Origin of the sequence: Tumidithrix elongata BACA0141 (assembly GCF_036349135.1) — a bacterium.
Classification (GTDB): Bacteria; Cyanobacteriota; Cyanobacteriia; order Pseudanabaenales; family Pseudanabaenaceae; genus Tumidithrix; species Tumidithrix elongata.
The window spans coordinates 1-11,720 of the sequence record NZ_JAZBJZ010000143.1; the positions used below are offsets into that span (position 1 = coordinate 1).

Annotated in this window: 11 protein-coding genes; 5 read left to right on the forward strand and 6 right to left on the reverse strand. The window is 43.2% G+C overall.

The genetic code is table 11. From position 1 onward, the window contains the following. Positions 1–426: 426 nt before the first annotated feature. The 4 genes from V2H45_RS22795 to V2H45_RS22810 all read right to left on the reverse strand — a co-directional run bounded on the left by V2H45_RS22795 (position 427) and on the right by V2H45_RS22810 (position 3,455). Positions 427–654: a hypothetical protein gene (locus V2H45_RS22795; RefSeq protein WP_330485989.1), complete on the reverse strand. Its 228-nt coding sequence runs from the start codon at positions 652–654 to the stop codon at positions 427–429. A gap of 177 nt (positions 655–831) precedes the next feature. Continuing rightward, on the reverse strand, positions 832–2,631 hold the full coding sequence (locus tag V2H45_RS22800) for a serine/threonine-protein kinase (RefSeq protein WP_330485990.1): 1,800 nt from the start codon (positions 2,629–2,631) through the stop codon (positions 832–834). A 193-nt stretch (positions 2,632–2,824) separates the two neighbouring features. Then, positions 2,825–3,112, reverse strand: a complete 288-nt coding sequence (locus V2H45_RS22805; protein WP_330485991.1) for a type II toxin-antitoxin system RelE/ParE family toxin — start codon at positions 3,110–3,112, stop codon at positions 2,825–2,827. After that, positions 3,099–3,455: a type II toxin-antitoxin system Phd/YefM family antitoxin gene (locus V2H45_RS22810; RefSeq protein ID WP_330485992.1), complete on the reverse strand. Its 357-nt coding sequence runs from the start codon at positions 3,453–3,455 to the stop codon at positions 3,099–3,101. The genes V2H45_RS22805 and V2H45_RS22810 overlap by 14 nt, the downstream gene beginning before the upstream one ends. 171 nt (positions 3,456–3,626) lie before the next feature. Between V2H45_RS22810 and V2H45_RS22815 the strand changes: the two genes are divergently transcribed. The 3 genes from V2H45_RS22815 to V2H45_RS22825 all read left to right on the forward strand — a co-directional run bounded on the left by V2H45_RS22815 (position 3,627) and on the right by V2H45_RS22825 (position 7,401). Further along, entirely contained in the window at positions 3,627–5,207 is a 1,581-nt protein-coding gene (locus V2H45_RS22815; RefSeq protein ID WP_330485993.1) for a photosystem II high light acclimation radical SAM protein, read from the forward strand. A 396-nt stretch (positions 5,208–5,603) separates the two neighbouring features. Beyond that, positions 5,604–5,954, forward strand: coding sequence for a DUF1830 domain-containing protein (locus tag V2H45_RS22820; RefSeq protein WP_408648877.1), 351 nt, complete (start codon positions 5,604–5,606; stop codon positions 5,952–5,954). 1 nt (position 5,955) lies between these two features. Continuing rightward, a complete protein-coding gene (locus V2H45_RS22825) occupies positions 5,956–7,401 on the forward strand; it encodes an MBOAT family O-acyltransferase (RefSeq protein WP_330485995.1) in 1,446 nt (481 codons plus the stop codon). An 84-nt stretch (positions 7,402–7,485) separates the two neighbouring features. On the opposite strand, the gene V2H45_RS22830 is transcribed toward V2H45_RS22825, so the two are convergent. Next, the gene (locus V2H45_RS22830) at positions 7,486–8,172 is read right to left on the reverse strand and encodes a Bax inhibitor-1/YccA family protein (RefSeq protein WP_330485996.1); all 687 of its coding nucleotides are present in this window, start codon (positions 8,170–8,172) and stop codon (positions 7,486–7,488) included. A gap of 597 nt (positions 8,173–8,769) precedes the next feature. Between V2H45_RS22830 and V2H45_RS22835 the strand changes: the two genes are divergently transcribed. Further along, positions 8,770–10,389: an ATP-binding protein gene (locus V2H45_RS22835; protein ID WP_330485997.1), complete on the forward strand. Its 1,620-nt coding sequence runs from the start codon at positions 8,770–8,772 to the stop codon at positions 10,387–10,389. A gap of 7 nt (positions 10,390–10,396) precedes the next feature. On the opposite strand, the gene V2H45_RS22840 is transcribed toward V2H45_RS22835, so the two are convergent. Next, positions 10,397–11,179 (reverse strand): peroxiredoxin-like family protein, encoded by a 783-nt coding sequence (locus V2H45_RS22840; protein ID WP_330485998.1) that lies wholly within the window; start codon positions 11,177–11,179, stop codon positions 10,397–10,399. Positions 11,180–11,395: 216 nt separating this feature from the next. Here V2H45_RS22840 and V2H45_RS22845 point away from each other — a divergent pair. Further along, positions 11,396–11,720, forward strand: a 325-nt coding sequence (locus V2H45_RS22845) for a GNAT family N-acetyltransferase (RefSeq protein WP_330485999.1), incomplete at its 3' end; no start/stop codon positions are given.

Below are 11,720 nucleotides of genomic sequence, written 5' to 3' on the forward strand. Positions count from 1 at the left end.
CGAAGTATTCTTTGCTTCATCAGACCCCGTTGCATTTCATCCTTGAATTGGCCATGTTTTCACATGAGAAAAGTGATGAAACTTTGCTATAGAAAGCTTTTATCCAACATCCTTTGCTTGTACTAAAGTGAAAACCTCTATAAATGGTGGGTTCATCGTTTAAAAGAGTTATGGTGAATAATTCATCAAGTTTTCAAGTACATTTAAGAGCCATACCATCATGAGAATTCCTTTTCTGAGAACTTTTATATTCGGTGGAACAAGCGGTTTGATACTGTCATCAATATGCAGCTTCGCAAGTGCAGACGAGCTAAGGTTTGCCACACCCTCCAGAAATATCTATTGCTCACTTTATGAACGTGGTGGTGCGCTGTGCGAAGTGGTTGAACATGAATGGGCGAATTGGGGATGTGTGGATGCGGGCTGTTATGGGTACAGATTTCGACTGCCCCCGCGTGGTTCGGCTTCAGCGGTTCGCTCCTCAGATTCGATGAACGGAATTACTAAAAATATACTTGAATACGGATCGTCCATCTCAACGCCTGAAGTGACTTGCAAATCAGAAACAGAAGGCTTAACCTGTTGGAATATGGATGGAATGGAGATGTATCTTAACCGAGAGTTCTTTAGGCTTAAATAGCGCACAGAGGACATAGCAATCTGCCCGATCTGCGAGATTGGAAACTACCGAGCGTGGATTTGGTGGTTGACATTGCCTGCCTGCCAGACAGGACTTTGGAAAACGGGACGAGCATCAAGATTCTGGGCTTTTGCGATGTGTCAATACAGACCAATCCTACTATTACTAATCTGTAGTTCAATTTCCTAATGTTATTTTTTTGGAAGCTGATTAGCTTTGTTGAAGTCATCTTCTGCTCCTTTTTTGTCTCCTAAAGCGCTCTTTGCTCTTCCGCGACCTTTATAGTAATCGGCAAAGTTGGGATCGAGACGAATAGCTTCAGTGTAGTCAGAAACTGCTCCCTGATAGTCTCCTAGAAACCTCTTCGCACTTCCGCGATTGCCGTGGGAACTAGCAACGTTGGGATCGAGACGTATAGCTTCTGTGTAGTCAGAAACTGCTCCTTTTTTGTCTCCTAAATTGCTCTTTGCATATCCACGATCGAAGTAGACCTTACCATTGTTAGGATCGAGGCGAATATATTCGTTGCAGTCTGCAATCGCTCCGTTAAAGTCTCTTATTGTAATTTTCGTACTTGCACGACTTTTGTATGCATCTTTATAGTCAGGCTTGAGACGAATAGCTTCCGTGTAGTCAGCAATTGCTCCTGCATAATCTTTGGAATTATACTTTGCTAGCCCTTGAGTATACATAACAGTCGGATCTGAAGAAGAAGTTTGAACTGGGGTAATAGTTTGAACTAATGATGATGGAGAGGTAGTGGGTTTACTTCCAATTAGCCCGGACTGATAGAGTCCTGTAAATGTTGCACCTAAAAGAGTAGCTAATGCAGCTAAAAGTCCTGAGATTGCCGGTAATTTGTGCCAAAAATCCGACGATTTACTATTCTCTTGCTTTCCTCCCTCATTACTTACGAGTGGCAAAGGGAGAGAGGTTTTTCCTGTTGGGGCTGTCTCTGGTGGATGATCTTTTCTTGAGACTTTGTTTGCATTCGAAATATTTTGTTCTGAAAGAGACTTTTGTCCTGCTAGGGTTGACTCAGAAAGGTTGGCTGTTTTAGCTTTGGACAACGTTACTGCTTCTGATGGTAGATCGGGAGTTATAGGCGGTTGGGGAGAGATAACAGTGGTTTGGCTCGAAACTATTGTCGAACTCAAAGCATTGGGTTTCGGCAAATCCACTAAAGCAGCTAAGGCTTCTGTCCCAGTTTCAAAACGCTGCGCGAAATGGCGGCGCGTCATTTTATCTAGAAAATCTGCAAGTTCGGTACTAATACTTGGAACGCGATCGCGCCAAATAATCTCACCCGTTTTAGTGTTTTCAGACAGTTGGTTGGGGATTACACCAGTCAGAGCCTGAATGCACATCATGCCAGTTGCATAAATATCGCTGGAAAACTTGGGTTTGCCATTAGCTTGTTCGTCAGGCATATAGCCAGGCGAACCAATCGCGATCGTGGAATTCGTCCGTGCCGCAGGATCGACTGCCTGGATATTGATCTCTTTAACTGCCCCAAAGTCAATCAGGACAATCTTCCCGTCTGAATTTCTTCTGATTAAGTTTGATGGCTTAATGTCGCGATGGATGACATTCTGTTGATGCACAAAACTCAAAACTTGCAATACTTCCTGCAATAGCCAAAATACAAAGGATTCGCTCGACTGTTTACCCGGCGCAATTTCTTGACTTAAAACAATTCCTTCGATTAATTCTTGCACCAAGTAAAACTCCGTTCCATCCTCAAAGTGAGCTAAGAGTTCTGGAATTTGGCTATGCTTTCCCAATTTGTATAATGTTTGGGCTTCGCGATCGAATAGCTTTTTGGCAGCTTCTATAACAAATGGACGGGTATCTATTGGCTTTAATTGCTTGATTACGCATTTGGGATGACTGGGTAAGTGCATGTCCTCAGCAATAAAGGTTTGACCAAAGCCACCTTGTCCCAATTCTTCAGTGACCTTATAGCGACTTACCAGAGTTTTCCCTAACATAATTTCTCTATTGCTTGAAAAGCTGTATCGGGCTTGAAGGTGAAACTTTTGTACATCTAGCTAGCAAGCCAAAGTTATTTATTAAGAATTTTAGGGGATATATGCGATACCCACAATGCCTAATTTACTGGACTTTGTGCGAGGAAACTCAACCTATACCTAAAACTACGGTCAGCAACACAGATTAAGCTGATTAAACCCGATTTTCAATATCCCTCGACTGATGCAAAATACGCACAATTTCAACGCAATCTTCCATTCGCTTGTAAAAGATGATGTAAGGCTTAACTGGAAAGCTGCGTAATTCCTTTGATAGTTCTGCTCTAATTGTGCCCATTTCTGGAAATTGGGCAAGCATGGGAAATTTGTTGAGGATTTTTGCTAGTAAACGGTCTGCGGCTAAACCATCATGTTGAGAAAGGTATACCCATATATCCTCAAGGTCTCGACTAGCCTGTCGAGAGATTTTAAACCGATTCATCTTTAAGCTGCTGTAACCGATTTTGACCGCGAGTTTTGATGCTTTCTAGCAGTGTTGGCAATGTGTCATCGTCATATTCAGCATAGTCTCCATTATCTAGCTGGGAAATACCGAGGTTGATGTCTTGTTTTAGGGTCGCAAGTTTTAAGGTGCGTAGTTCTGATTCGACTTGTTCAATGCGATCGCATATTGCTTGAAAGGCTCGAGCATCTTGGATGACAACTTCAGCTTTACCGTTGACGGTCAGAACCAAAGGCGATTGTGTGGCTTTGACTCGTTCGATAAATTCCTTAGCATTACGCTTGAAATCGCTCAGGGAATGAATATTTTTGAGATTTATCATTGTTAATAAAGCACTTAATTAAGACCTAATTTAATGATAGTCGAACTTTGCGATCGCCAATCATCACCAAAATCAGTGAAATCCTTTCATCCGTTTAATCCGCGATCGCTGTTTAGGTACAATGACAGATATATAAAGTTTTATTAAATTGCATATTAGCAAACTGAACTTATGTCTGAAATTGACTATGCTGCCGATCGCATCTTGTATGTCAGACTCCCTTGTAATCCGATTTTTCCTATAGGGGCAGTCTATCTAGCCGATCACATTCACAAGCTTGCGCCTAATGTAGCGCAACGCATTTGCGATCTGGGCACTGTGCCCCCCTTAGATTTTTATAAGGCACTGGACGAAAGCATCGATCGCTTTCATCCGAACCTGCTCGTATTTTCTTGGCGCGATATTCAAATTTATGCCCCAGTTGGCGGCAGAGGTGGAAACCCTCTGCAAAATTCCTTTGAGTTTTTCTATGCCAAAAACCCCTTTACAAAGCTTCGCGGCGCGATTAACGGGCTGCGTTTATTTACCTCCTATTACACCGAACTTTGGCGCAATAACCAACTGATTCGACGCGGATTAGCCCGTGCCAAGCGCTATTACCCAAACCCAAAAGTGGTAGTCGGAGGTGGAGCAGTGAGCGTGTTTTACGAGCAACTCGGGAAAGTTTTACCCAAGGGCACGATTATTTCCGTGGGCGAAGGCGAATCTTTACTAGAGCGACTGGTACAGGGTATTGATATCACTAGCGATCGCTGCTATGTGGTGGGCGAAACCAAACCCCGCGATCGCTTGATTCACGAGCAACCTGCCCCCATTGAAAAAACTGCCTGTAACTACGACTACATCGAGTCGATCTGGTCAGAATTTAACTATTACTTCCGCGATCGCGACTTTTATATCGGCGTGCAAACCAAGCGTGGCTGTCCACACAACTGCTGCTATTGCATCTACACCGTGATCGAAGGCAAGCAGGTCAGAATTAATCCTGCCGATGAAGTCGTCAAAGAGATGCAGCAGCTCTATAGCCGAGGTGTTCGCAATTTCTGGTTTACCGACGCGCAGTTTATTCCTGCCAAGAAATATATTGATGATGCGATCGAGCTATTGCGTAAAGTCTTAGCCGCTGGCATGCAGGATATTCACTGGGCGGCCTATATTCGTGCGGATAACCTCACGCCTGAGCTGTGCGAACTCATGGTAGCCACAGGCATGAATTACTTTGAAATCGGCATTACCAGTGGTTCGCAAGAATTAATCCGCAAAATGCGGATGGGGTACAACCTCAAGTCGGTGTTGCAAAACTGTCGCGACCTCAAAAGCGCAGGTTTTAACGAACTGGTTTCCGTCAATTATTCCTTTAACGTGATTGACGAAACCTTTGAGACCATTCGCCAGACGATCGCCTATCATCGCGAACTAGAGAAAATCTTTGGGAAAGACAAAGTCGAACCTGCGATCTTCTTTATTGGCTTACAGCCTCACACCCACCTTGAGGAATTCGCCTTTAAACACGATGTGATTCAGCCCGGCTATAACCCCATGAGCATGATGCCTTGGACAGCCAAAAAACTTTTGTGGAATCCTGAGCCTTTAGGGTCATTCTTTGGTGAAATTTGTTTGCAGGCATGGCAGCGCAATCAAGATGACTTTGGTCGCACCGTCATGGACATTCTAGAAGAACGTCTGGGAATTGCCCCCCTCGAGGAAGCACTTTCTGCCCCAATTTCGGCATTAGCTGGCGTTGGTCGGTAATTTCCCCACTACATAAAAAATATCTAAAAAATCCGCCTAACTTTCTCAGGAATTCTCCCTACTTGGTAAACGCTTTTACAATCACACCTCCTTTGTAGTGATAACTTTGTTTTGTACCGAAAGAGGGGTGAGATTCAAACCTTTGCCTTTAGGCAAGAATCACTTAATTTGGGGCTAAAAATGGCAAAAATCACCTTCAATAGCGATCGCGAAATATCTTGCGATACCCACTTTTGAAGAGAATTTCCAACCTGAGACCCTTTGGCTATAGGCTAATCATCCCAGTCCAACCTAAATTTAAACCGAATAAAGGCTGAAATACGGGGAGTCTCGCTAGTCCACAGTTAATTGCAAGTTATTACAGGTCGTTAAACTTTACTCGCTCCATAAAAAATTATTATGTCGGTATTCGATCCACTACCCGAAAACAGTCAAGACAAAATCGTTTGCTGCTATGTTAATGCCACCAGCAAAATTCAAATTGCCCGCATCTCTAATGTTGCCAACTGGTACTTTGAGAAGGTTGTCTTCCCAGGGCAGCATTTAATTTTTGAGTCGGTACAAAATGCTCATCTAGAAATTCATACAGGAATGATGGCAAGTTCCATACTTTCAGATACAATTCCGTGTGTGCAATTGCAGGTTGAAGAAACTACGCCCGCTTTACCCAGTTGGCTACCGATCAAACCAGCCAATGTAATTGACCCCCACATAGAGCAAGTTACCGAACCCGAAGTCATTACCTAATATGGATTTTCTCTCCCTTGAATATGGCTCGTTCTTAATTAGTATTGCCATCATTTACTGGTTAATCCCTCACCTTCAAACTCGCCTGTTGATTTTACTGACGGCGAGTTTATTATTTTATTCCTTAATTCAAGTGCAGTATGTCTGGCTCTTGATCGTGATGACGGGGGTAAATTTTTGGCTGGGGGCAAAGATCAAAACCAGCAATTACCAACTAAAACGCTGGCTTTTGTTTGTGGGGGTAAGCTTTAACGTCTTGCTTTTGGTCGGGTTTAAGTACATTCCTTTTTTACTATCGATTGTTGCCAGTCTCACAGGGCTATCGGCTAGTAATGCGATCGCAACATGGGCAAAGACAAGTATCGTCGCTCCGATCACGCTGAGCTTTTTTGTGTTTGAGATGATCGCCTATCTCGTCGATATTTTTCGAGGCGGTGCCCCAGCCAAGGACTTTCTCAGCTTCGTGACCTATAAAACCTTTTTTGCCAAAATCCTCTCAGGCCCCATCGTTCGATTTCACGAATTTGCCCCACAATTAGCCTCACGCCCTAGTCCAAAGCTAGAGGATATGGTGGATGGGGTGTGGTTGATTACCTCTGGCGCGATCAAAAAAGGCATTGTTGCCGATAATATGGCTCGCTATGTCGATTTATGTTTTCGCAATATGGAACGGGCGGGGAGTGTCGATCTATGGTTGGCACTGTTTGGCTTTGGCTTGCAGATTTATTTTGACTTCAGCGGTTATATCGATATGGCGCGGGGCAGTGCCATGCTGCTGGGATTTAAACTACCCCAAAACTTTGATTTTCCCTATTTCGCAGGCAGCATCAGCGATTTTTGGCGACGTTGGCACATTACCCTGGGCGATTGGATGCGAAATTATGTCTACATCCCCCTCGGTGGTTCTCGCAAGGGCTTATTTTTAACCTGCGTCAATCTCATGATTATTATGCTGATCGTAGGTATTTGGCACGGAGCCAACTGGGGATTTATTCTTTGGGGAGCATGGCATGGCATGGCACTGGCACTTCACCGCATCGTGATGGTGGTGGGGTCAAAGTTTGAGCGATTGATGGATGCTTGGAAATTATTGCCCATGCAACTTGCCGCGATCGCCCTGACTCAGCTAATCGTTCTCATCGGTTGGATTCCATTTCGCCTACCCAATCTTGCCGATACCAACCTATTTTTACAGAGAATGTGGGGACGGGCGGCCGATCCGCAGTTTGGCGTCAAAATTTACGTGGAGTCCTTAGGCATGACTGCGGGGCAAATAGCTCTACTGATGGCGGGAATTGTCGGGGTTATGTTTTTGCTATATCGATGCGATCGCGCTCGTTTGCAATTTACTTGGCAAGTCAAACTCTTTCTCGTTCCGATCAGTCTCTATTTAGTGGGCTTACTGGGACCTGAAAAGAACTTGCCGTTTATTTACTTCGATTTCTAGGTGTTTTTTGCAATAATCTCTAGTTCTATCCAAAGGAAGGAAGGATCTTTGATTCTTCCTTCTTTATTCTCAATGGTTTTGAATTTAGCGACGATTAAACTCCATCAAAATGCGGAGGATATACCAAAACAGTAGTGCCACCGAAGCAAATAGCTCCAGCGATGCCGCCACATACTGCTCCGTTGAGAAATGATGGATGATATTCGAGGTGTCGTACAAAATGGCAGCACAGGCGAAGACAACCATAGCCAGCGAGAACCAAAGCCCAAGGCTAAAGCCAAACATAATGCTGCACAAAATCAGCCCGAGGGCGATAAATCCACCCATTGTTAACGCACCTCTTAAAAAAGAGAAGTCTTGGCGCGTTGTAAAGGCGATCGCGGTCAAGCCCGCAAACATCACCCCCGTCAAAACAACAGCATTGGGTAAGACCGAAGGACTTGAGAAATGAATTGCAATGAATAGAAGTGGGACAAAAATGATTGCTTCCGCAATCACATAGAATCCCAGTCCCAAATATTGAGATTGCAGGGAAGATGTTCTAGAAGCTAACTCTCTTGCTAACCAACCTAATAGGGCAAAACCTCCCAGTAATAACAGCCACATATATCGATTGGCAGAAAGTAGGTTCAACATCATTCCTGCCAAGGGAGAATTTAGAAAAGCAAATTCTAAAAGCGTAAATGCTGCTACTGCCCCTGCAAGATGTCCATAGGTACGTTGAATGAACAGGGTTCTTTCACTTTGGCTTGCCTGCGCAACTAAAACCATAGTTTTCTCCTAAGCTAACTTCATCTTATTGTTTGCGAAAATTGAACGTATGGGTAACAGTACTATCATAACTAAACATCTCATGCCTTTTGAAGGACATTCGTTATTCATAATTTAGGTGTTATTATGTTAGGGATGTTACGGGAAAAATCCCAAAACTATTATTCAGAAATGTTTACATGTAATATTGGTTGCCTAGAATAAATCGGGAATAGATACATGACTTCTCCTGTAGAGTCAGTCGTATTTTCAGGAATTGTTCTTTCTTTCGTGCGAAGCTTACAGAAAAATTTTATCTATCCAATGGAATATCTCAGATCGGGAGGTTATACGATTTAGGAAATCATTCTAAAATTTTATTTTTTTGCATAGAGCCCATCTAAAGCTTATTTAATTTTAATTTATTCTCGCGATCGTTCATATTTAGTGATATCTATATCTATATTTGGTGATATCTCGTCGCTAGTTTCAAATGTTTAGCTGAGAAAAGATTCAGGAATCTCCGAACTCCATCTGAATATGATTTTTTCTGGCTTACCCGTGGTTATCTTCTTAAATTCCATTTAATATTTTCTTGCCTAGATTCGGCTAATTTCTATGATCGCTACAATCTTGATAGTTGATGATTCTGAAATAGATCGACAAACCTACGGTCGATTTTTGAAGTGCGATCGCCCTGACAACTATCATATTTTGGAAGCTCATACCCTCAGTGAAGCCAGGAATCTATGTGAGGTAGAAAAACCTGATGCCATTTTAGTGGGATTTCAGCTACAGGATGGGAATGGACTGGAAGTTTTAAAATGGATGCAGCAACAGGAATCATCTCAATTACCTGCCCTAATGCTGATTCAGCAAGTGGATGAGACTGCCGTGGCTCAAACCATCAAAAATCTAACCCATGACTATCTCGTAAAAGACCAATTAATTCCCGAAAGATTGCAGCGATCGCTAGATAATTTGCTAGAGAGAAAGCAGTTAACCAGTACAATTTCTGACTTACTTCGCTTGCATAAGCAATCTGAAGCAGCCTTAGCGAAGAGTGAGAACAAATTTCGCTATTTTGTGGAATGTACAGACGACTTGATTTGGGCAACTAACTTAGACGGCAAATTTACCAGTCTCTCCCCGCAGTTTAAAGAATTATTTGGCTGGGAGCCTGACCAATGGTTAGGCAGATCGATCGTCGATCTGGTCTATCCGATCGATCGCATCCGCTTTATCGCATATTTTGAGAGAATTCTTGTATCTGGCTTGAAAGAACCTATGGCGATCGAATTTCGCCATCTTCAGCAAGATGGTAGTCATGTTTGGGTCTCATCTGACATGCTTCCAGCCAAAGATTCTGAAGGATTTGCGATCGGAGTTCAAGGGGTTGTAAGAGATATTTCTGACAAGATTGCCCTTGCCCATGCGATTAGCGATCGCAGACAGGCTGAAAGAGACCTCGAAGAGGCAAACAAAAGACTATCATTCGTCAATCACAAACTGGTTAGTGCGGTTCAACTCAAAGATAGATTTCTCTCTACGATGAGTCACGAACTTCGCACACCACTGAATCCTATTTTGGGAATCTCAGAACTTTTGCAAGAAGAGGTCTATGGATCTGTCAATAGCAGACAGAAAGAAGCTTTGCAAATCATCGAGCAGAGTGGAAGCCATCTATTAGAATTAATCAATGACATTCTTGATTTTTCTGACGCTGAAGTTGGGTATTTAGAACTAAATTGTTCGCCAACGTCAATCAAACAAATTTGTCAAGCCAGTTTAGAATTTGTCAAACCGCAAGCTTCTCAAAAGAATATTCAGCTTGAGAGCGAGATTGAGCCTGATTTACCAGATGTTTCCTTAGACGAACGACGCATACGTCAAGTACTGATTAACATACTCAACAATGCCATCAAATTTACGTCAGGTGGCGGACGGGTTACTTTAGCGGCTAACCTTACTACCGAGATCGGCGATCGCAATGAGAAGAAATCTTACATCCAGATTTCTGTGATTGATACAGGTATTGGAATTGCGCCAGAAAACATCAACCAAATATTTCAGCCTTTTACCCAACTCGATAATGCACTAAATCGTCAATATGAAGGCTCTGGCTTAGGGCTGGCGGTCGTCAAACAGATTGTCGAAACCCATGGTGGCAAAGTGGAAGTAAGTAGCGAAATCGGGGTTGGGAGTACCTTTATAGTCAAATTACCCTCTGGCGATTAATTCTGTTTTAAGTATTTCTTTCCCTGATAAATGACATAGGATCGCTAGGATTAGCTGCAAAGCCAAGGATACCGCGATCGCGATGTTCGTAGAGCAGTTCTCTCTGCTCGTCAAACAGAAACGTAGCACCGCGCTGGGTTAGATAGGCGGCATCGGGCACATAGGAATGCCAATGACTAAGAACCTCTACCATATTGCGCAAACGCAATGTCGCAAGTTCAAATGGACGCTGAAACCCACTCCCCCCAGCAAATTTAAAGAATGATCCTTTGAGTGGAGGCAAGGGGGCTGCTCGAATCACTTCCTCATCGCCAATGAGTTGCGGAGCAAGTCGATCGCCTCGATAGCCACGAAGCACTTCCGCCAATGTACCAGGGCTGCCAATACCCGCACACATCAGCAATAGGTTTAACCAAGCATTCTGAGCAGCCGAAAATCCAGGTAGCTTAAGTGATAGCCCAGCATATAGTTCGATTTCTCTATGCAGCGCACCTGTCGGATCGACATATAGGTATTCTTGCTTGAACCCTGTATAGTTACAGAAACTTTGACCAGAGTTGCGATCGCCAATTCCCACTGCACAAATAGATATTCCTTGAGTTTGCATATACTCAATTTCTCTTTGTACCCACCATGCGTACTCTAAGCTGTCAAAATCGCCTAGTTGAGACCATAGGAGCACAAGGATGCGATTGGCAGATTCTGAGCCTTTAAGAATTGGCGCGATCGCGCCATCACTAACTCGTTGTCTCTGAGTTTGGGATAGGATTTCATAAACGCTCGAACTCATAGTGAAATAGCCTATTAATTATCAAGAATGTTTTCCTACTCTACCCCAATTGATTGTGAGCTACTACGTTATATCATTTTCAAGAACAAACACGCTCAGATCGGAATCCAAAAAACGATCTGTTGGAGATTTAAGAGGAATTTGTATTAAATGATAGAGTTCTATTCGATTTTGATGTTCTGGGAAGCGATCGCGAAGGAAGTGTAAAGCAGGGCTATGGAAGTGAGATTGTTTGAAATTCAAGATGCCCAACAAGTTGCGCAGTTGTTTCACGACACCGTGCGAGAAGTCAACATCCGCGATTATTCAAGCGCTCAAATCAAAGCTTGGGCTCCCGACAATATCGGTTTTAGAGATTGGGCAAAGGTCTGTTCGAGTCGCCATACCTATGTCGCCGAGCAAGAAGGTGAAATTATTGGGTTTGGAGAATTAGAACCTATTGGTCATATTGACTGCTTTTATTGCCATAAAAACTATCAACGTTCTGTAAAGTGCTCCCCATTGTCAAGACAAAAAACTATAAAAGTTAAGATAGAAAGCT

Excerpts from the sequence above, each read along its gene's own strand:
- V2H45_RS22795 (WP_330485989.1), bottom strand. The coding sequence starts at position 654 with ATGTCCTCTGTGCGCTATTTAAGCCTAAAGAACTCTCGGTTAAGATAC.
- V2H45_RS22800 (WP_330485990.1), bottom strand. The coding sequence starts at position 2,631 with ATGTTAGGGAAAACTCTGGTAAGTCGCTATAAGGTCACTGAAGAATTG.
- V2H45_RS22805 (WP_330485991.1), bottom strand. The coding sequence starts at position 3,112 with ATGAATCGGTTTAAAATCTCTCGACAGGCTAGTCGAGACCTTGAGGAT.
- V2H45_RS22810 (WP_330485992.1), bottom strand. The coding sequence starts at position 3,455 with ATGATAAATCTCAAAAATATTCATTCCCTGAGCGATTTCAAGCGTAAT.
- V2H45_RS22815 (WP_330485993.1), top strand. The coding sequence starts at position 3,627 with ATGTCTGAAATTGACTATGCTGCCGATCGCATCTTGTATGTCAGACTC.
- V2H45_RS22825 (WP_330485995.1), top strand. The coding sequence starts at position 5,956 with ATGGATTTTCTCTCCCTTGAATATGGCTCGTTCTTAATTAGTATTGCC.
- V2H45_RS22830 (WP_330485996.1), bottom strand. The coding sequence starts at position 8,172 with ATGGTTTTAGTTGCGCAGGCAAGCCAAAGTGAAAGAACCCTGTTCATT.
- V2H45_RS22835 (WP_330485997.1), top strand. The coding sequence starts at position 8,770 with ATGATCGCTACAATCTTGATAGTTGATGATTCTGAAATAGATCGACAA.
- V2H45_RS22840 (WP_330485998.1), bottom strand. The coding sequence starts at position 11,179 with ATGAGTTCGAGCGTTTATGAAATCCTATCCCAAACTCAGAGACAACGA.